General features: G+C 61.5%; 18 protein-coding genes. 6 read left to right on the forward strand and 12 right to left on the reverse strand.

Translation table 11 applies throughout. The features are described 5' to 3' along the window. The first annotated feature begins 343 nt into the window (after positions 1-343). Positions 344-2083 (forward strand): dipeptidase, encoded by a 1740-nt coding sequence (locus tag AC1DHT_RS04965; protein ID WP_427538581.1) that lies wholly within the window; start codon positions 344-346, stop codon positions 2081-2083. A gap of 62 nt (positions 2084-2145) precedes the next feature. Here AC1DHT_RS04965 and AC1DHT_RS04970 read toward each other — a convergent pair whose 3' ends face one another. The 12 genes from AC1DHT_RS04970 to AC1DHT_RS05025 form a co-directional block, all read right to left on the reverse strand. After that, positions 2146-3873: a PAS domain-containing hybrid sensor histidine kinase/response regulator gene (locus tag AC1DHT_RS04970; RefSeq protein ID WP_442114504.1), complete on the reverse strand. Its 1728-nt coding sequence runs from the start codon at positions 3871-3873 to the stop codon at positions 2146-2148. Then, entirely contained in the window at positions 3857-5020 is a 1164-nt protein-coding gene (ercA, locus tag AC1DHT_RS04975) for an alcohol dehydrogenase-like regulatory protein ErcA (protein ID WP_427538575.1), read from the reverse strand. The genes AC1DHT_RS04970 and ercA overlap by 17 nt, the downstream gene beginning before the upstream one ends. Before the next feature lie 90 nt (positions 5021-5110). Further along, positions 5111-6253 carry a pyrroloquinoline quinone biosynthesis protein PqqE gene (pqqE, locus tag AC1DHT_RS04980; RefSeq protein ID WP_427538572.1) on the reverse strand — a complete coding sequence of 381 codons (1143 nt, stop codon included), beginning with the start codon at positions 6251-6253 and terminating at the stop codon, positions 5111-5113. Then, positions 6231-6503, reverse strand: coding sequence for a pyrroloquinoline quinone biosynthesis peptide chaperone PqqD (pqqD, locus tag AC1DHT_RS04985; protein WP_054596934.1), 273 nt, complete (start codon positions 6501-6503; stop codon positions 6231-6233). Before pqqD ends, pqqE begins: the two co-directional genes overlap by 23 nt. Then, positions 6500-7252, reverse strand: a complete 753-nt coding sequence (gene pqqC, locus AC1DHT_RS04990; RefSeq protein ID WP_427538568.1) for a pyrroloquinoline-quinone synthase PqqC — start codon at positions 7250-7252, stop codon at positions 6500-6502. Before pqqC ends, pqqD begins: the two co-directional genes overlap by 4 nt. A gap of 154 nt (positions 7253-7406) precedes the next feature. Beyond that, positions 7407-8321, reverse strand: coding sequence for a pyrroloquinoline quinone biosynthesis protein PqqB (pqqB, locus tag AC1DHT_RS04995; RefSeq protein WP_427538565.1), 915 nt, complete (start codon positions 8319-8321; stop codon positions 7407-7409). Between the two features lie 54 nt (positions 8322-8375). After that, a complete protein-coding gene (pqqA, locus tag AC1DHT_RS05000) occupies positions 8376-8447 on the reverse strand; it encodes a pyrroloquinoline quinone precursor peptide PqqA (RefSeq protein WP_003253598.1) in 72 nt (23 codons plus the stop codon). Positions 8448-8703: 256 nt separating this feature from the next. Further along, entirely contained in the window at positions 8704-10224 is a 1521-nt protein-coding gene (gene exaC, locus AC1DHT_RS05005; RefSeq protein ID WP_427538562.1) for an acetaldehyde dehydrogenase ExaC, read from the reverse strand. A 155-nt stretch (positions 10225-10379) separates the two neighbouring features. After that, complete coding sequence (locus tag AC1DHT_RS05010) at positions 10380-12155, reverse strand: PQQ-dependent methanol/ethanol family dehydrogenase (protein ID WP_427538559.1); 1776 nt, start codon at positions 12153-12155, stop codon at positions 10380-10382. A gap of 202 nt (positions 12156-12357) precedes the next feature. Beyond that, positions 12358-13233: a substrate-binding periplasmic protein gene (locus AC1DHT_RS05015; protein WP_427538556.1), complete on the reverse strand. Its 876-nt coding sequence runs from the start codon at positions 13231-13233 to the stop codon at positions 12358-12360. A 3-nt stretch (positions 13234-13236) separates the two neighbouring features. Beyond that, complete coding sequence (gene pedF / locus AC1DHT_RS05020) at positions 13237-13698, reverse strand: cytochrome c-550 PedF (RefSeq protein WP_054596928.1); 462 nt, start codon at positions 13696-13698, stop codon at positions 13237-13239. Positions 13699-13858: 160 nt separating this feature from the next. Then, positions 13859-13981, reverse strand: a complete 123-nt coding sequence (locus AC1DHT_RS05025; RefSeq protein ID WP_427538553.1) for a hypothetical protein — start codon at positions 13979-13981, stop codon at positions 13859-13861. A gap of 154 nt (positions 13982-14135) precedes the next feature. Between AC1DHT_RS05025 and AC1DHT_RS05030 the strand changes: the two genes are divergently transcribed. The 5 genes from AC1DHT_RS05030 (at position 14136) to AC1DHT_RS05050 (ending at position 18715) form a co-directional block, all read left to right on the forward strand. Next, complete coding sequence (locus tag AC1DHT_RS05030; protein ID WP_427538550.1) at positions 14136-15320, forward strand: ABC transporter substrate-binding protein; 1185 nt, start codon at positions 14136-14138, stop codon at positions 15318-15320. A 33-nt stretch (positions 15321-15353) separates the two neighbouring features. Beyond that, positions 15354-16313, forward strand: coding sequence for a YVTN family beta-propeller repeat protein (locus AC1DHT_RS05035; RefSeq protein WP_427538547.1), 960 nt, complete (start codon positions 15354-15356; stop codon positions 16311-16313). Continuing rightward, complete coding sequence (locus AC1DHT_RS05040) at positions 16310-17065, forward strand: ABC transporter ATP-binding protein (RefSeq protein WP_427538544.1); 756 nt, start codon at positions 16310-16312, stop codon at positions 17063-17065. Before AC1DHT_RS05035 ends, AC1DHT_RS05040 begins: the two co-directional genes overlap by 4 nt. Then, positions 17062-17853, forward strand: coding sequence for an ABC transporter permease (locus tag AC1DHT_RS05045; RefSeq protein ID WP_427538542.1), 792 nt, complete (start codon positions 17062-17064; stop codon positions 17851-17853). Before AC1DHT_RS05040 ends, AC1DHT_RS05045 begins: the two co-directional genes overlap by 4 nt. A gap of 196 nt (positions 17854-18049) precedes the next feature. Next, on the forward strand, positions 18050-18715 hold the full coding sequence (locus AC1DHT_RS05050; protein ID WP_427527128.1) for a response regulator: 666 nt from the start codon (positions 18050-18052) through the stop codon (positions 18713-18715). Positions 18716-18753 lie beyond the last annotated feature (38 nt).

The following is an 18753-nucleotide window of genomic DNA, read 5'->3' on the forward strand; positions in this document are numbered from 1 at the left end:
GCTCTTTATATTTCAGACACTACTTCAGACCGCCAGATTCCGAAAACCCGCACAGATACCCGAAACCTGACGACGGACCGCAACGCAGCCTCGTTAGTGCGCACCCTCATCGCGTGAGTCAGCCGCTCCACCGAAGAAACCTCGGGATGAGAGCTCGACGACTCCGAAAGCCCTGGAAACCTTCCCCGGGCTTTTTCGTTTCTGCGTCGCTTTTGCATTTCTGTGCGACAGATCTCACTTCAGGGACTCCCGTACCACTTCCTCATGGTGTTAGTTTGGAAATGTTTCTGTCTCATCGATCAGAAATTTCTGACAAACCACCTGCAAAGGAATGCTCCCAGCAATGGACTTCTCACTCAAGCAACTGGCCGCGACAACCTTGATACTGGCCAGCCTTTTGGCGTTCACCACGTCAGCTCATGCCAACATCACACCGCTCCAGAGCGCGACCATCCTCAAGACCTTCAGCGATACATCAGTTACGGATTTCAGGCAGTTCCTGGGTAGCCTGGCCAAGAGCGACCTCGCCCAAACCGCCTACTTCGGCCCGGCAATCAATGCTTTCCAGGACAACAAGCCCCTTGCTCCTGAACAACAGAACGAGATCCATCGCCTGCTTGGCATCTACGCGCGGGTGAAGTACGGCAACGCTGCCACCGAGACTCTGCGCGAACTGGTAGCAATCCCGACCTTCCGCGTGGAGGGCGTTGCCCAGCACGAGAATCCCGAATTCATCAAGATCGCCGACAAGCTCAAGGGCCTTGCCCAGGCTTTCAACCTGAACTTTCGCAACATCGACAACCGCGTCTATGAAATCTCCCTCGAAGGCGATGGCGATGAAGTCGTGGGCATTCACGCGCATGCCGACGTAGTCCCCGTGACTCCGGAAAACTGGGTCCTGAAAGATGGCACCCGGCTCGATCCGTTCAAGGTCACCCAGGTCGGCGACCGCATGTACGGCCGGGGCACCGAGGATGACAAGAACGGTATCGTGGTGGCGCTCTACGCCATGAAGATCATCAAGGAAGAGAAATTGCCACTGGCGAGGAATTTCAAACTGCTGGTAGACACCACCGAGGAAACCACCGGCGACGCCATCCCCTATTACTTCGAACACAACCCGACACCCGACTACAACCTGGCGCTGGATGGCGGCTATCCAGTAGTGATTGCCGAGAAAGGCTACGGTACCGTCATGGCGAGCTTTGCCCGACGTGCCGCAGAGGGCAAAGGCGCCGAAATTACTTCAATGACGGGCGGCTTGGCCACCAACCAGATTCCGTCGACCTCGGTTGCCACCGTTGTGGGTGACAAGCCCGCCGAATTGGCCGCCAGCCTGCAGCAGGCCGGCACTGATTATGCCAAGCGCAACGGCGGCAACTTCGAGGTGACCGCCAAGGTCGTCGGCAAGGACGTCACGCTGACGGTCACCGGCGTTTCCGCCCACTCCTCCGAGCCCGAGTCAGGCGTCAATCCGGTGGCAAGGATGCTGGGCTTGATCAACAGCCTCGATGGTAAGGTCGCGCTCAAGCACAACCACATTACCGACGCCGCCCGCTACGCCGCCGACAACTGGGGCCTGGACTACCTCGGTGGCAAACTGGGGGTTGGCTTTTCCGATGCCTTCATGGGACCGCTGACCACTTCCCTGACCTATGTCGGGATGGATGACAAAGCCTTCAAGCTCGCGGTCAACTTGCGCATGCCGGTCGGTAAATCCCCGCAGACGCTCAAAACCGAAATCGCCGATAAGCTTGGCGCCTGGAGCAAGCAGACCCACATTGCCGTGGCCTTCAACTACTCGATCGCCGAGCCGATGCACCGCAACCCTGAGGGTGAATGGGTCAAGGCCCTGCTGGCCGTGGCCAGTGAAAACCTTGGCATGGAACACAAGTTCGGCACCTCCCCCGGCGCCACCTCGGTCCATGAACTGCCCAATGGCGTGCAATTTGGCCTGGCCAGGCCCGAGGTCAAGTACACCGGCCACACCGACAACGAATTCAAGACTGTCGACCAGTTCCTGCTGGACCTGCAGATCGTGACCGAGATGATGGGGCGCGTCGGGCAGTTGCAGAAGCTCTGATCCACCTTTCGGACCCGCTATCCTGGCGGGTCCACTTTTTTGACTGTCTTGACATTCGGGCGCTACCCAAGCAACTGACTCAACGCCGCTCGCAGCTTTCCGGGTTTGACCGGTTTGTTCAGCAGCGGCGCGCCAAGTCGTTGCAAGGAGCGGCGGCACTGATCACTGCGGTCTGCGGTGATGATCACGGCGGGAATGGCGGCGGCGAAATGCTCGCGCAGGTGCCGAATCACGTCGCAGCCGATGACCCCATGGTCCAGGTGGAAATCCGCCAGAATCAATTCCGGTGCCCGCCCCTGCAAGGCCAGCAGCGCAGCGCTCTCGTCGGTTGCCGTCACCACCTCGCAGCCCCACTGGCCGAGCAATGCGCTCATGCTCTCGAGGATGCTCACTTCGTTGTCCAGCACCAGCAGACGACGGCCCGGCAAAGGGTTGCCGGTACTCGGCTGCGGCGCCGCCTGATGGATGGGCAGCGGCACTTGTTCGCCAATCGGTACCTGAATGCTGAACATCGAACCGCGCCCCGGCAACGAGTGGACCTCGACCTTGTGCTCGAGAATTCTCGCGATCCGCTCGACGATAGCCAGTCCCAGCCCCACGCCCTTGCGGTCGGCGGCACGTCCGACGTCCAGCTGGTTGAACTCCAGGAAAATCGAGTCCAGGCGGTCGGCCGGAATACCGCGACCAGTGTCCCAGACTTCCAGGCGCAGGCTCTTGCCACGTCGCCGGGCGCCCAGCAGGATGCTGCCCTGCTCGGTATAGCGGCAGGCATTGCTGAGCAAGTTACGCATGATCCGCGACATCAGCCGCAGGTCGGTGTGGATGGCAAAATTGCCCATGTGTACCCGCAGGTTCAACCCGGCCGCTCCGGCCACCGACTGGAACTCCGAGACCAACGGGCCCAGCAGTTCATCGAGGCGATACAGGGCGATGTCCGGCTTGACCGCGGCCTGGTCGAGACGGGAAATATCCAGCAGATCGGTGAGCAGGTCTTCGGCACCTTCCAGCGCCTGGTGGGTGCGTTCGACCAGCACCTGTTCAACACTGGGCAACGGGCGCTCGCGTAAAGTGGAGATCAGCAGGCGCGCCGCGTTCAACGGTTGCAGCAGGTCGTGGCTGGCGGCGGCCAGGTATTTGTCCTTGCTGTTGTTGGCCGCCTGCGCCGCATCCCGGGCATCGCGCAAGGCCTGTTCGATCTGCTCGCGCTGGGCGATCTGCTGTTGCAGGTTGCGGTTGGCTTCGAGCAGTTCATCGGTGCGCGCAGTAACCCGTTGTTCCAGCTCATCGTTGAGCGTCTGCAAGCGTTGCTGGGCCAGTTTGCGCTCGGTGATATCGGCGACAAAACCTTCCACCAGGCCCTCCTGATCCGGCTTGAGCAGCAAGTTCATCAACACATCGATGTGGCTGCCGTCCTTGCGTCGCAGCTGGGTTTCATAACCCAGCAGGCTGCGTTGAGCTTGCAGGGTCTCAGCGATGTCCTGCACTTCCTGCGCATCGCCGACGAACAACTGGCTTGCCAGATCGGCTCGGGAAAACAGCACTTCCTGTGGTGTCTCATAACCCAGCATGTGCGCCAGCGCCGGGTTGGCGGCGAGCATGCCCTGTTGCAGGCTGGCCTGGAAAATTCCGTGGACTGCGTTTTCGAACAACCATTTGTAGCGGTTGCGTTCGGCTTCCAGCTCGTCGAGACGGGCCGCCAGCTCCGGGTAATGACTCTTGCGCGCCGAATGATTGCCCAGCCCCAGCAATCCGGTCAGCGCCCGTTGTTGCTCGTCAGAGGGCTTCGCCATAGACGACCTCGACATCACGCTGGCTCGACTCGCGGGGGTTGGTGAGAATGCATGGGTCATCCATCGCATGCTGGGACAGGAACGGAATGTCAGACGTGCCAACGCCGTGCAGCCCTAGGGTTTCGTGGAAGCCAATGGCGTGTTTCAGAGCGATAAGGTGCTCCACCAGGCGCCCACAGATCTGCCGATGATTGAGGCCGCGGCAGTCGATGCCGAAGGTCTCGGCAATCACTTTGAAACGCTCCGGTGCCGAGCTGTAATTAAACGCCACGACATGCTCCACCAGCACCGCGTTGCACAAGCCATGAGGCAGGTCGAGGAAACCGCCCAGGCTGTGGGACATGGCGTGCACCGCACCGAGAATCGCGTTGGAGAACGCCAGGCCGGCCTGCATGCTGCCCAGCATGATCTTTTCGCGCAGGGCGATATCTGTCGGGTTGGCGATCATCTGTACCAGATTGCCGTTGATCAGCCGCATGGCCTCCAGCGCATGCGGGTCGGTCAACGGGCCGTGACCGGTGGAGACGAATGCCTCGATAGCGTGCACCAGGGCATCGATGCCGGTACAGGCCGACAGAAACGGGTCCATGCTCAGGGTGGTTTCCGGGTCGATCAGCGACACGTCCGGCACCACGGCCTTGCTGACGATGGAGAACTTCATCCGCTCCTGCTGGTTGGAGATGATCACGAACTGCGAAACATCCGCCGAGGTGCCGGCGGTGGTGGGGATCAGGATCAGCGGCGGGCTCGGTACGCGGATCGTGTCCACGCCCTCGAACTCGAGAATGCTGCGACCGTGGGCAACGACGATGCCGATGCCCTTGCCACAGTCCATGGGGCTGCCGCCGCCTACGGCGACGATCACATCGCAGTGGTTTTCACGGTAGATGTCGGCCCCCAGCATGACCTCTTCGACCCGCGGGTTGGGCGACACGGCGCTGTACAGACAATAGTCGATGCCGAGGGCCTGCAGGCTGGCCTCGACATCGGCGACCCAACCGGCAGCGATTACGCCGGGGTCGCTGACCACCAATACCTTGCGCGCGCCGAAGGTCTTGGCATAGTTGCCGACGTTATGCCGGCAGCCGGCACCAAAGATGATTTCAGGCGAAACGAATTTACGCAGCTGGCTGAGACTCTGGCTCATTGGAAAGCCTGTTTTTATTGTTTTGGAAGGTAATAGCCAGCCTAAAGCATCCCGCTGCGAATGCAATCAGACCAAAGGGTAGCCCGCGCCTCAGCCGCGAAAGATCAACTGCGACGCCTTCTCGTTGCGCAAAGTCAGCTGCTCGATCCCCTGCCCCGGCGCTTCGGCTTGCCGGCGGGCCTCGAGGATCTTGCCATGGTGCGGTGATTTGCTGCACACCGGGTCCGCATTCGCGGCATCGCCGGTGAGCATGAACGCCTGGCAACGGCAGCCACCCAGGTCCTGGTGTTTTTCATCGCAGGAACGACAGGGCTCGGTCATCCACTCATCGCCGCGAAAGCGATTGAAACCGAAGGAGTCGTTCCAGATGTGCTCGATGCTGTGGTCACGCACATTGGGAAACTGCACCGGCAACTGACGGGCGCTATGGCACGGCAACGCGGTGCCGTCCGGGGTGATATCGAGAAACAGGTTGGCCCAGCCGTTCATGCAGGTCTTGGGGCGTTCTTCGTAGTAGTCCGGGGTGACGAAGATCAGCTTGCAGGGGTGACCCTGCTGCTCCAGACGCTGGCGATATTCGTTGGTGATGCGTTCGGCACGCTGCAACTGCTCACGGGTCGGCAACAGGCCGACGCGGTTGAGTTCGGCCCAACCGTAGAACTGGCAGGTGGCCAACTCGACGAAATCCGCCTCCAGCTCCAGGCACAACTCGATGATCTGTCCGATCTGGTCGATGTTGTGCCGATGGGTGACGAAGTTCAGCACCATCGGATAGCCCTGGGCCTTCACCGCCCGGGCCATCGCCAGCTTCTGGGCGAATGCCTTGCGCGAGCCGGCGAGCATGTTGTTGACCGCCTCGTCGGCGGCCTGGAAGCTGATCTGGATATGGTCCAGTCCGGCCTCCTTGAACTGCCGGACCTTGCGCGTGGTCAGGCCGATCCCCGAGGTGATGAGGTTGGTGTAGTAGCCCATGTCCCGGGCGGCCTTGATCAGCTCGGCCAGGTCCTGGCGTACCAATGGCTCGCCACCGGAAAACCCCAGTTGCGCAGCGCCCATGTCCCGTGCCTCGCGGAACACGCGGATCCACTCGGTGGTGCTCAATTCCTCGCCGTGCCGGGCAAAGTCCAGGGGGTTGGAACAATACGGGCACTGCAACGGGCAGCGATAAGTCAGTTCCGCCAGCAGCCACAGCGGCGGGCCCGGACGCGGGTCATTCGATCCAGTATTGAGCATGGGCCACCTCCAGGAACGCCAGCACATCTTCATCGATCCCCGGCACCTCGGGGAAACGCGCCGACAACAGCTCGATGATCGACGCCACATTGCGCTGACCGTCCACCAGGCTGAGGATCTCGCCGGCACTGCGATTGAGTTTGATCATGCCTTCCGGGTAGAGCAGCACATGGCAATCCTGACGGGCTTCCCACTGCAGGCGAAAGCCACGACGCAGTGCCGGTTGCAGGTGACGTTCGATGCCGCTCACAGGACGATCCCCCGATGCCAGACTGCCTCGCGGGTGACGCTGTGGTACGGCGGGCGCTCCAGTTCATAGGCCATGCTCATGGCATCGAGCATGCTCCACAGTACGTCGAGCTTGAATTGCAGAATCTCCAGCATCCGCTGCTGCCCCTCGCGCGTGACGTAATGCGCCAGGGTAATGCGCAAGCCATGTTCAACATCACGCCGCGCCTGACTCAGGCGTGTACGGAAATACTCGTAGCCGGCAGGGTCGATCCACGGGTAGTGCTGCGGCCAGGCGTCGAGTCGGGATTGATGGATCTGCGGTGCAAAGAGTTCAGTGAGCGAACTGCTGGCGGCCTCCTGCCAACAGGCGCGGCGGGCGAAGTTGACGTAGGCATCCACCGCAAAGCGCACCCCCGGCAGGACCATTTCCTGGGACAGCATCCGCTGACGCGCAATGCCCACCGCCTCCCCCAGCCGCAGCCAGGCCTCGATTCCGCCCTCGCTGCCGGGCACACCATCGTGATCGACAAGGCGTTGCAGCCACTCCCGACGCACCTCGCGATCCGGGCAGTTGGCCAGAATCGCCGCATCCTTGAGCGGGATGTTGAGCTGATAATAAAAACGATTGGCGACCCAGCCCTGGATCTGTTCACGCGTGGCGCGCCCGGCGTACATCGCCTGATGGAACGGATGGTGAATGTGGTAATAGGCGCCCTTGGCGCGCAGTGCCTGTTCGAACTCGGCGGGGGCCAGTGGTGTGTCAGTCATTTCGGATCTCCGGGGAATAACCGTTGGATTCTGTGGTGTTTGTTCTGGCCTCATCGCGAGCAGGCTCGCTCCCACAGTAGAGCTGCTGTGCGCAGAAAATCGGGGCCGACTCGAACCCCTGTGGGAGCGAGCCTGCTCGCGATGAGAGCATCCGCTACAGCAAAATACTCATGCCGTCATAGGCCACCTCAACATCGCGCCGTGCCAGTTCGGCGCGTTCGGCCGAGTCTTCGTCGAGGATCGGGTTGGTGTTATTGATGTGGATGAGAATCTTGCGTTGACGGGGAAATCCCTCCAGCACGTCGAGCATGCCGCCGGGGCCGCTTTGCGCCAGGTGGCCCATCTCGCTGCCCAGACTCTGGCCGACTTCGCACAGGCGCATTTCATCGTCGCGCCACAGCGTGCCGTCGAGCAGCAGGCAGTCGGCGCGCTGCATCCACCCCAGCACCTCGGTATCGACCTCGCCCAGGCCGGGGGCATAGAACAGGCTCGCGCCGCTGCGCAGGTCCTCGATGAACAGGCCGATGGTGTCGCCCGGTTGCGGGTTGCCGCGATTGGGCGAATACGGTGGCGCGTTGCTGCGCAACGGGATCGCCCGCCATTGCAGATGCTCGCAAGCCGCGATCTGGAATGGCTGACTGTCCAGCCCGACGGGCTGCCACTGCAAACCGCCGTTCCAGTGGCTGAGCATGTTGAACAAAGGGAAGCCGCTGCTCAGGTCCTGATGGACCCGCTCGGTGCACCAGACCTGATGCGGGCAGCCTTCGCGCAGGCTGAGCAAACCGGTGCAATGGTCGATCTGGCTGTCCAGCAGCACGACCCCGGCAATCGCCGTATCACGCAAACGACGCGCCGGCTGCAGAGGGGCGAAGCTCTCGAGTTGGGTGCGGATGTCCGGTGAGGCATTGCACAAGACCCAGTCCACACCATTGTCACTCAAGGCAATCGATGACTGGGTACGACGCTGCGCCTTCAGGCGGCCATTACGCACGCCGCTGCACTGGCGACAGTTGCAGTTCCATTGCGGAAATCCACCGCCAGCGGCGGAACCAAGAATGCGGATATGCATGGACAGTGCTCCCGACAAGAGGCCCGGCCACCGTGCAGATGGCCGGACGGAACATCAACGATTGGCGAAATACATCGTCACTTCGAAGCCAATACGCAGGTCGGTAAACGCGGGTTTAGTCCACATGGGTCAATCCTCTTCTTGTGCCGGAGCATTCCGGTAGAGGCATTAATACACGCGAGGACAGACGCCCGAATGCTACTTTCGAAGGAGGTGGTGGGGTGCCTTGGTAGGGGGTGCCGCGCAGATACTGGAACCCTACAAAACCAATGTGGGAGCGAGCCTGCTCGCGATAGCGGACTGACAGTCAACATCACTATCGACTGTACTGGCCTCATCGCGAGCAGGCTCGCTCCCACAGGGTTTGTGGCGTTTTTGCGGGTTAGAAGAAGCCCAGCGGGTTGATGTCGTAGCTCACCAGCAGGTTTTTGGTCTGTTGGTAGTGGTCGAGCATCATTTTGTGGGTCTCACGGCCAACGCCAGACTTCTTGTAGCCACCAAACGCGGCGTGGGCCGGGTACAGGTGGTAGCAGTTGGTCCAGACACGACCGGCCTTGATCGCCCGGCCCATGCGGTAGGCGCGGTTGATGTCGCGGGTCCACAGGCCGGCACCGAGGCCGAACTCGCTGTCGTTGGCAATCGCCAGGGCTTCGGCTTCGTCCTTGAAGGTGGTGACACCCACCACCGGACCAAAGATTTCTTCCTGGAACACACGCATTTTGTTGTGGCCCTTGAGCAGGGTCGGCTGGATGTAATAGCCGCTCGACAGGTCGCCTTCAAGACGTTCAGCCGCACCGCCGGTCAGCAGCTCGGCGCCCTCCTCCTGAGCGATTTTCAGGTACGAGAGGATCTTGTCGTATTGCTGCTCGGACGCCTGGGCGCCGACCATGGTCTCGGTGTCCAGCGGGTTGCCGCGCTTGATCTTGACGATCTTCTTCATGACCTCGGCCATGAACGGTTCGTAGATCGACTCCTGCACCAGCGCACGGGACGGACAGGTGCAGACTTCGCCCTGGTTGAAGAACGCCAGCACCAGGCCTTCAGCGGCTTTTTCGATGAACGCGGGCTCTGCCTGCATGATGTCGGCGAAGAAAATGTTCGGCGACTTGCCGCCCAGTTCCACGGTCGACGGGATGATGTTCTCGGCGGCGCATTTCATGATGTGCGAACCCACCGGGGTGGAACCGGTGAAGGCAATCTTGGCGATACGCTTGCTGGTGGCCAGGGCCTCGCCGGCTTCGCGACCAAAGCCCTGGACGATGTTCAGCACGCCCGGCGGCAGCAAGTCAGCGATCAACTCGGCGAAGACCATGATCGACAGCGGCGTCTGCTCGGCCGGTTTGAGGACGATGCAGTTACCGGCGGCCAGCGCCGGAGCGAGTTTCCAGGCGGCCATCAGCAGCGGGAAATTCCACGGAATGATTTGCCCGACCACACCCAGCGGTTCGTGAAAATGGTAAGCGGTGGTCAGTTCGTTGATCTCGGCGGCGCCACCTTCCTGGGCACGGATGCAGCCGGCAAAGTAGCGGAAATGGTCTGCCGCCAGCGGTACATCGGCGTTGAGGGTTTCGCGCACAGCCTTGCCGTTGTCCCAGGTTTCGGTCACCGCCAGCACTTCGAGGTTCTGTTCGATGCGGTCGGCGATTTTCAGCAGCACCAGCGAGCGATCCTGAGCCGAGGTCTTGCCCCAGGCGTCGGCAGCGGCATGGGCAGCGTCCAGGGCCTTGTCGATGTCTTCGGCGGTGGAGCGCGGGAACTCGGCGATCGGCTGGCCGTTGACCGGTGAAGTCGTGGTGAAGTACTGGCCTTTGACCGGGGCGACAAACTCACCGCCGATGAAATTGCCGTAGCGTGTCTTGAAGGAAACGACGGCACCGGGTGTTCCGGGTTGAGCGTAGATCATGATGAACCTCTGCTGGGTCGAGGCCTGTCGGTCAACAGGCGATAGACCGATAGTAGAGAGCCCCACAGCCCGGACGAATGCGCCGTTGGCAGGGGGACTCTCGTCATTTGGTCGTAGTATTGCCTTGAGGGTATTCAGGCCCCTCCAGGCTCAGATCAATGCTTGGCCACCAGGTCCTTGGGCAGTTTGAAGGTCCAGAGCATGCCGCCCTGGTTGAAGTCCTTGACCCGCTTGGCCACTTCGCCACCCCACAACGGGACAGCACCGCCCCAGCCGGACAGCACCGAGACGTACTGCTCGCCATCCATCTCCCAGGTAATCGGTGAACCGAGCACACCGGAGCCGGTCTGGAACTCCCAGACCTTTTCCCCGGTCTTGGCGTTGAAGGCCTGCAGGAAGCCTTCCGGCGTACCGGTAAACACCAGATTGCCCTTGGTGGTCAGCACCCCGCCCCACAGCGGCGCGTAGTTTTTGTGCCGCCAGACTTCCTTGCCGGTTTTCGGGTCAATGGCGCGCAGCACGCCGATGTAGTCTTCGTTCAACGGCTTGATGGTGAAGCCGGCGCCGAGGAATGCCGCGCCTTTTTTGTAGGCGATGCCTTCGTTCCAGATGTCCATGCCCCATTCGTTGGACGGTACGTAGAACAGTCCGGTGTCCTGGTTGTAGGCCATCGGCATCCAGTTTTTCGCGCCGAGGAATGCCGGTGCGACAAACACCGAACTGCCTTTTTCTTCAGTGCCTGGCGCGCCCGGGCGGCTGGCTTCGTTGTAAATAGGCCGGCCGTCCTTGTCCAGGCCGCTGGCCCAGGTGATCTTGTCGACAAACGGGAAGCCACGGATGAACTTGCCGTTGGTGCGGTCGAGCACGTAGAAGAAGCCGTTGCGGTCAGCGGTGGCCGCGGCCTTGATCTCCTTGCCGCCGTCCTTGTAGTTGAACGAGATCAGCTCGTTGACGCCGTCATAGTCCCAGCCATCGTGCGGAGTGCTCTGGAAGTGCCACTTGATGGTGCCGTCATCCGGGTTCAGCGCCAGACGCGATGAGGAATAGAGGTTGTCGCCAGGGCGCAGGTGGGAGTTCCACGGTGCCGGGTTGCCGGTACCGAACAACAGCAGATTGGTTTCCGGGTCGTAGTAGCCGCCGAGCCAGGGCGCGGCACCGCCGGTTTTCCAGAGGTCACCCGGCCAGGTCTTGCCGGCTTCGCCTCCGGAGATGCCGTTCTCGATGGCCTTGCCGTCCTTGTAGACGTAGCCCATATGCCCTTCGACCGTTGGCCGGGTCCACAGCAGGTCACCGTTTTTCGGGTTGTAGGCTTCGATCTTGCCCACCACCCCGAACTCGCCGCCGGCCACGCCGGTGATCAGCTTGCCGTTGATCACCAGCGGTGCGGCGCTGATGGAGTAGCCTTCCTTGTGGTCGGCCACTTTCTTGCTCCAGACCACTTTGCCGGTGTCCTTGTTCAGGGCCACGAGCTTGGCGTCCAGGGTGCCGAAAATCACCAGGTCGTCGTACAGCGCCACACCACGGTTGATCACGTCGCAGCACGGGCGGATGTCGTCCGGCAGGCGTGCATCGTACTGCCAGAGTTTCTTGCCGGTGTGGGCATCCACCGCAAACACCCGCGAGTAGGATCCGGTCATGTACATCACGCCATCCTTGACCATCGGCTGCGCCTGCTGACCGCGCTGCTTTTCACCGCCGAACGAAAAGGCCCAGACCGGGCGCAATTCCTTCACGTTATTGACATTGAGGATATCCAGCGGACTGTAGCGCTGGCCCTGGACGCCGAGGCCGTTGGTGACGACCTGCCCGGGGTTTTTCGGGTCCTGGAGAATGTCCTGATCGGTGACGGCGGCCAGGGCCGAGCCGGACAGCAACATGGCACTGAGCAGCACACTGAGGGCGAAGGGTTGACGACGTACGGGGTGGGTCATGACGGCTACCTCTGCGGTTATTGTTGTACCCGGAAATTTCTCCGGTCTGACGCAGATTCTTGGGCGCCGCCGCCGGTGCAACAATTGCCCGCAGTGCGGAGATTGCTAGTTCCTTAGTACATATCGAGGATGAGGGAGCGTCAGTGCCGGTACTGCCAGCGCTCGCCCGCAGCGCAACAGCCGACGCAATGACGCCTATCGGTTATTGGTACATGTCGGGTACGTCATAGCGCAGGCCATAGCTGGCATAGATCGCCTTGAGCGTGCCGTCGTGGATCAAGCCTTCCAGCGCTTCCTCTACCGCATAGGCCAACTGACGGTTGCTTTCATGCACCGCCATGCCGATCTCCCAGAGCTGCTTGCCCATGTTCGGGTAGGCGTTTTCTGCCAGCGCCAATTGCGGATCGGCCGCCTCGTGCACCTGCCAGTCGATCTCGCCGCGCATCGCCATCACCGCATCGACCTCGCCGGCCTTCATGGCAGCAAAGGCCTGGGGTACGCCCGGATAGTGGTGAGTACTGGCCCTGAGCATGCCGTTGAACACCGAGGTCAGGTAGAACGACGGCACACTGTCGACTTCAACCCCGATGGGGTGATGCTCGAACACCGCAACGCTGCCTACCGACTCCAGTCGACGACGGTCGTAAGCGACCTGCCATTGCTCGTTCTGGTAAGGCCCGAACATCACTACGTGGCCGTTCTCCAACTCACCGAGCTCGTTGCGCTTTTGTGAGTAGTCGCGGTCATACGGTACGCGCATCATCAGGTCGGCCAACTGCTGGTTGCGCAGTTGGCTGCCGCGCCAGATGTAGTCGCGCAAATCGTCGTCGAGCTTTTCTCCCGGCGGCGCCCAGATCAGCGTGAGACGGACACCGAGCGCCTTGGCCAGGGCCCGGGCCAGTTCAACATCGACCCCTCGTGGCGTGCCCGCCTCTTCGAAGCTGTAGGGCGCGAAATCCTTGTAGACCGCGACCTTCAGCTCCCCTTCGGCGATCATTTGATCAAAGGTGCGGACCTGCGCCTGCACCGCCTGGCAACACAACAACACTGCACTGATGAACACCGCGAGCAGGCGCATGGGTCATTGCTCGACATGCACGCTGTCGAGGTAGGTGCGCACCGCCCACAGCGCTTCCTGGCTCAGGTAGTCGGCCATCTTCGGCATGTAGACCCGACCGTCGCGCACTGCACCATTACGGACACGCTGGACGAACCATTCATCACCCGCTTCGCCGACATCCAGCAGGCGCAGGTCGGGGGCAATACCGCCGGACTTGGCTTCCAGGCCATGACAGGCGGCGCAGTTCTGGTTGTAGGCCGAAGAGCCGATTTCCAGAGCCTTGTCATGTTCAGGGGAGGATCGATAGGGATTCGCCGCTGCCCAGCCATCGGCATCGACCTGCACGCCGGCATCCTTGATCGGGGTCAGGCCCTTGGTTTCCACTGCCTGGGGGACCACGTTGCCATGGGCCCAGGTCGCACCGGCACCGAACAGACCGGTCAGCAGCCCTGCAACCAGCAAGGCGTTGCGTTTTGTTGTCATTGTTTTGCCCTCAAGATTGCACGCACTACCTCTCTACAGAGGCTACGGGCTCATCTTAGGAACAGCRCAGCACGATCCGAATGCTGCTTTGGTGGCCGCATGCTCATCCCTTGGTAGTAGGGCTTGTGGCGAAACGCTTGGCGATTGGCGGCCTGCGCGCCTAATACCCTGGGGTCACGGGGACCACCAGCACGGCGACAGGGCGGGCTCCGTGCAATTTGTCGACGCCGATCAAGCTCAGGATCAGCAGCAACGGCAGGAGCAATGCTTTAAGAATTCGCATGATCGTTGTGCTCTGGATGGGTGGCTGTTACCCATGCTAAAACCGCGCCGCACTTGGCAAGTTACGACCTTGGTACTGGCTCACTGGTACTTTCTGCATATTTCGCTGCCCTCCCGGACTTCCTATGCTGGCGCCATACGAAGTGGAGTGCCCTATGCGCCAGCTTATTGGTTACGCCCTGTTCTATTGGTTGGCGATTGCCTGCTCCGCGTTGCTGGCCACCCAGAGCCAGGCGGACGACGACCCGTTGCAAGTGCGCATCGGCTACCTGGGTTATCGCCCCGATCCCGGACCATTGCTGTCCACTGTCATCCCCGAACCCACCGATGCGGGGTTGCGAGGCGCCGAGTTGGCAATCATCGACAGCAACAGCACCGGGCGCTTTCTCAAACACGACTATCACCTGCAAAGCACCGTCGTCGACAGTCCCGAAGCGTTGCTCGAAGCCGCCAAATTCCAGCACGCTCAAGGCCTGCGATTGTTCGTGGTGAATGTGCCGCTGGACAGTCTGCGCCAGCTCAGCGCCGCCCTGCCCGACAGCCTGCTGTTCAATGCCGGCAGTGCCGATGACAGCCTGCGCAGCACCGACTGCCTGGCCAACGTGCTGCACAGTCTGCCCAGCCGGGCGATGTTGGCCGATGCACTGGTGCAGTTCATGGTGGTGCGCAAATGGCAGCGGGCGTTGCTGATCGTCGGTCAGACGCCGGAAGACCAGGCCTATGCCGCCGCTCTGCGACGGGCCATGAAACGCTTCGGGCTGAAGATCGTCGCCGAGAAACCCTGGACGTTCGACAACGACCAGCGCCGCAGCGCCCAGGCCGACATGCCCCTGTTCACCCAGACCGCCGAATACGACGTGGTGCTGGTGGCGGATGAGCGCGGCGACTTCGGTGAATACGTCCCCTACCAGACCTGGTACCCGCGCCCCGTGGCCGGCACCCAGGGACTGACCCCAACCGGCTGGCACCACACCGTGGAAACCTACGGGGCCGCCCAGTTGCAGAAGCGCTTCGAAGCCTTGGCCGGACGCTATATGAACGACCGCGACTTCGCCGCCTGGGTCGCCGTGCGCAGCATCGCCAGCGCAGTCAGTAAACTGCGCCAGACCGACCCGGTCGCCATTCGCCAACTGGAACTCAGTGACCAGTTGCCACTGGACGGTTTCAAGGGCCGCAAACTCAGCTATCGCCCATGGAACGGTCAGTTGCGCCAGCCGATCCCTATCGTCCAGCCGCGAGCGCTGGTCAGCACCGCGCCCGAGGACGGCTTTTTACACCCCACCAATGAAATGGACAGCCTGGGTTTCGACAAACCTGAAGTGAGTTGCCGCTATCCCTGATCAAACCACCACAACAACAATAAGGAATCCGCCATGCGCCGCACCCTGCTCACTTGCGCCCTCCTGCTCGCCGCCGGGCAAGCCGTGGCGAGCACCGCCTGGGTCTCCAACGAGAAAGACAACAGCCTGAGCCTGATCGACATGCAGACGCTGCAAGTCACCGAGACCCTGCCCGTGGGCCAGCGCCCGCGCGGGCTGTTGCTGTCCCACGACAATAAATTGCTGTACATCTGCGCCAGCGACTCGGACCGGGTCCAGGTGATGGATGTGGCCACCCGCAAGATCATCAAGGAGTTGCCCTCGGGCAAGGACCCGGAGCAATTTGCCCTGCACCCCAACAACCGCTGGCTGTATGTCTCCAACGAGGACGATGCACTGGTGACGGTGATCGACACCGAAACCGCCAAGGTCCTGGGCCAGGTCAATGTTGGCGTCGAACCCGAAGGCATGGCGGTCAGCCCCGACGGCAAGTGGGCGGTCAACACCAGTGAAACCACGAACATGCTGCACTGGATCGACACCAGCACCCAGACCCTGACCGACAGCACCCTGGTGGATCAGCGGCCGCGTTTCGTCGAGTTCAATCGGGACGGCTCGCAACTCTGGGCTTCCGCCGAGATCGGCGGCACGGTGACCATTCTCGACGTGGCGACCCGCAAGATCCTCAAGACCCTGAGATTCCAGATCAAGGGCGTGCACCCGGACAAGGTGCAACCGGTGGGCGTCAAGCTCAGCGCCGACGGCAAGTACGCCTTCGTCGCACTGGGCCCGGCCAACCATGTGGCGGTCATCGATGCAAAAACCTTCGAGATCCTCGACTACCTGTTGGTCGGGCGACGTGTCTGGCAGATGTCGTTTACCCCGGATCAGAGCCAGTTGCTGGCGACCAACGGGGTCAGCGGCGATGTATCGGTGATCGATGTCAACAGCCTCAAGGTCATCAAATCGGTGAAGGTCGGACGCTACCCATGGGGCGTGGTGGTCACGCCATGAACGCCCTTGACGTCTGCGACGTGAGCTTCGCCTACGGCCCGCGCGAAGCACTGAAACAGCTCAGTTTCAGCCTGGCACCGGGGCGTTTCGCGGCATTGCTGGGGCCCAACGGCGCGGGCAAGTCAACGCTGATCGCCCTGCTCACCCGGCTCTATGACCTGCAACGCGGGGATATTCGAGTCGGCGGTTGCTCGTTGCGCAACGCCGCGCGCCCGGCCTTGCGCCAATTGGGGGTGGTGTTCCAGCAAAGCACTCTGGACCTGGACCTGAGCATCGAACAGAACCTGCGCTATCACGCCGCGCTGCAGGGTTTGTCGCGTGGCCAGAGCCAGCGGCGGATCGATGCCGAACTGGCGCGCCAAAGTCTGACCGAGCGACGGCACGAACGGGTTCGTGAACTCAATGGCGGGCATCGCCGGCGGGTGGAAATTGCCCGCGCCCTGCTCCACGAACCGCGCTTGCTGCTACTGGATGAAGCCAGTGCCGGCCTCGACCCGGCCAGCCGCCTGGCGCTCAATCGGCACATTCGCACGCTGTGTCACGAGCAACAGATCAGTGCGCTCTGGACCACCCACCTGCTGGACGAAGTGCACCCCGACGATGACCTGCTGATCCTCCATCAGGGCCGGCTGGTCGCCAGCGGACAGGCGGACGCACTGAGCCGGGAGCACGGCGGCGATCTTGATTCCGCTTTCGCCCGCCTCACCCCTTCACCCGGCCTCGCGGCCACTATCGGAGTCAGCCCCCGATGAACGCATACTGGCGGTGTTTCAGCGGCATCGTGTTGCGCGAATGGCTGCGCTTCGTGTTGCAGCGCACGCGATTTCTCAGTGCCCTGGTGCGCCCGCTATTGTGGCTGCTGGTGTTCGCCGCAGGTTTTCGCGCCGCCCTGGGTATCGCGATTATCGATCCCTACGACACCTACATTCCCTATGAGGTGTACATCATCCCCGGCCTGGCCTGCATGATCCTGCTGTTCAATGGCATGCAGGGTTCGCTGTCGATGGTCTACGACCGGGAGATGGGCAGCATGCGGGTGCTGCTGACCAGCCCTCTGCCGCGAGCCTTTCTGCTGGGCAGCAAACTAGTGGCCACCTCGTTGATTTCCCTGCTGCAGGTTTATGCTTTCCTCGCCATTGCCTGGCTGTACGGCGTGCAACCACCGGCGGCGGGACTGCTGCTGGCGTTGCCGGTGCTGCTGCTGGTGGCCCTGATGCTCAGTGCCCTGGGGCTGCTGCTGTCCAACGCGATTCGTCAGTTGGAGAACTTTGCCGGGGTAATGAATTTCGTGATCTTCCCGCTGTTTTTCCTGTCATCGGCCCTGTACCCGTTGTGGAAGATGCTCGAGGCCAGTCAGTGGTTATACTGGCTCTGTGCCCTGAACCCATTTACCCACGCGGTGGAGCTGGTGCGTTTTGCCCTGTACGAACGCCTCAATCTGCTGGCATTGGCGGTGTGCCTGGGGCTGACCCTGCTGTTCAGCTCGCTTGCGGTGCTGACTTTCAATCCCCAGCACGCAGCGCTACGCAAGGCCGGATAACCCGTCTCCTACTTTAGTACTGGTTTTCTTATCTATGGTCGCATTCACAAAGCGCCGTCCCTGGCATGTAATGGCTCCATGACAAACAGGATGAGAGCCTGTGCCGCGTGCCTTGCGTCGCCGGCAGCGCCTTTCCCTGACGCCATAGCCTGAGAACCCTTGCCCCACCCTAATCACAATAACGAGGTGAAAGGCCATGTATAAAATTCTGATTGCCGACGATCACCCGCTGTTTCGCGAAGCCATTCACAACGTTATCAGCGACGGCTTTCCGGGCAGCGAGGTGATGGAGACTGCCGACCTCGAGAGCGCCCTGACGCTGACCCAGCAGCACGACGACCTGGACCTGATCCTGCTGGATTTGAACATGCCCGGCATGCATGGCCTCAATGGCCTGATCAATCTGCGCAACGAGGCGCCGACCATTCCGGTGGTGATCGTCTCTGCCGAGCAGGACAAACAGGTGGTGCTGCAAGCCATCACCTATGGCGCCGTGGGCTTTATCACCAAGTCTTCGCCACGCTCGCAAATGACCGAGGCAATCGAGCAGATCCTCAACGGCAACGTCTACCTGCCGCCGGACATCATCCGTACGCAAAAAAGCGCCTTCACTCGACGCATGAGCGAAACCCCGAGCTTTCCGCCCGAATTGCTCCAGGCCCTGACCCGCAAGCAACTGCTGGTGCTCGAACGCATGACCAAGGGTGAATCGAACAAGCAGATCGCCTACACCCTGGACATCGCCGAAACCACGGTCAAGGCCCACGTCTCGGCGATCCTGCGCAAGCTCAACGTGCACAACCGGGTGCAGGCGATCCTCAGTGCCGGGGACATCGACTTCGGCGCTTATCTGCGGCGCTAGGTTCTTCTGCCGCGAGAGCCAAAGATCGCAGGCTGCGA

Source organism: Pseudomonas sp. 05N432 (genome assembly GCF_056396945.1).

What these genes read in the sequence shown, in the direction of transcription:
- AC1DHT_RS05010 (WP_427538559.1), bottom strand. Translation starts at nt 12,155, where the DNA reads ATGACCCACCCCGTACGTCGTCAACCCTTCGCCCTCAGTGTGCTGCTC.
- AC1DHT_RS05045 (WP_427538542.1), top strand. Translation starts at nt 17,062, where the DNA reads ATGAACGCATACTGGCGGTGTTTCAGCGGCATCGTGTTGCGCGAATGG.
- AC1DHT_RS04965 (WP_427538581.1), top strand. Translation starts at nt 344, where the DNA reads ATGGACTTCTCACTCAAGCAACTGGCCGCGACAACCTTGATACTGGCC.
- ercA (WP_427538575.1), bottom strand. Translation starts at nt 5,020, where the DNA reads ATGAGCCAGAGTCTCAGCCAGCTGCGTAAATTCGTTTCGCCTGAAATC.
- AC1DHT_RS05015 (WP_427538556.1), bottom strand. Translation starts at nt 13,233, where the DNA reads ATGCGCCTGCTCGCGGTGTTCATCAGTGCAGTGTTGTTGTGTTGCCAG.
- pqqB (WP_427538565.1), bottom strand. Translation starts at nt 8,321, where the DNA reads ATGCATATCCGCATTCTTGGTTCCGCCGCTGGCGGTGGATTTCCGCAA.
- exaC (WP_427538562.1), bottom strand. Translation starts at nt 10,224, where the DNA reads ATGATCTACGCTCAACCCGGAACACCCGGTGCCGTCGTTTCCTTCAAG.
- AC1DHT_RS05050 (WP_427527128.1), top strand. Translation starts at nt 18,050, where the DNA reads ATGTATAAAATTCTGATTGCCGACGATCACCCGCTGTTTCGCGAAGCC.
- AC1DHT_RS05035 (WP_427538547.1), top strand. Translation starts at nt 15,354, where the DNA reads ATGCGCCGCACCCTGCTCACTTGCGCCCTCCTGCTCGCCGCCGGGCAA.
- pqqC (WP_427538568.1), bottom strand. Translation starts at nt 7,252, where the DNA reads ATGACTGACACACCACTGGCCCCCGCCGAGTTCGAACAGGCACTGCGC.
- AC1DHT_RS05025 (WP_427538553.1), bottom strand. Translation starts at nt 13,981, where the DNA reads ATGCGAATTCTTAAAGCATTGCTCCTGCCGTTGCTGCTGATCCTGAGC.
- AC1DHT_RS05040 (WP_427538544.1), top strand. Translation starts at nt 16,310, where the DNA reads ATGAACGCCCTTGACGTCTGCGACGTGAGCTTCGCCTACGGCCCGCGC.
- AC1DHT_RS04970 (WP_442114504.1), bottom strand. Translation starts at nt 3,873, where the DNA reads ATGGCGAAGCCCTCTGACGAGCAACAACGGGCGCTGACCGGATTGCTG.
- pqqE (WP_427538572.1), bottom strand. Translation starts at nt 6,253, where the DNA reads ATGCTCAATACTGGATCGAATGACCCGCGTCCGGGCCCGCCGCTGTGG.
- pedF (WP_054596928.1), bottom strand. Translation starts at nt 13,698, where the DNA reads ATGACAACAAAACGCAACGCCTTGCTGGTTGCAGGGCTGCTGACCGGT.
- AC1DHT_RS05030 (WP_427538550.1), top strand. Translation starts at nt 14,136, where the DNA reads ATGCGCCAGCTTATTGGTTACGCCCTGTTCTATTGGTTGGCGATTGCC.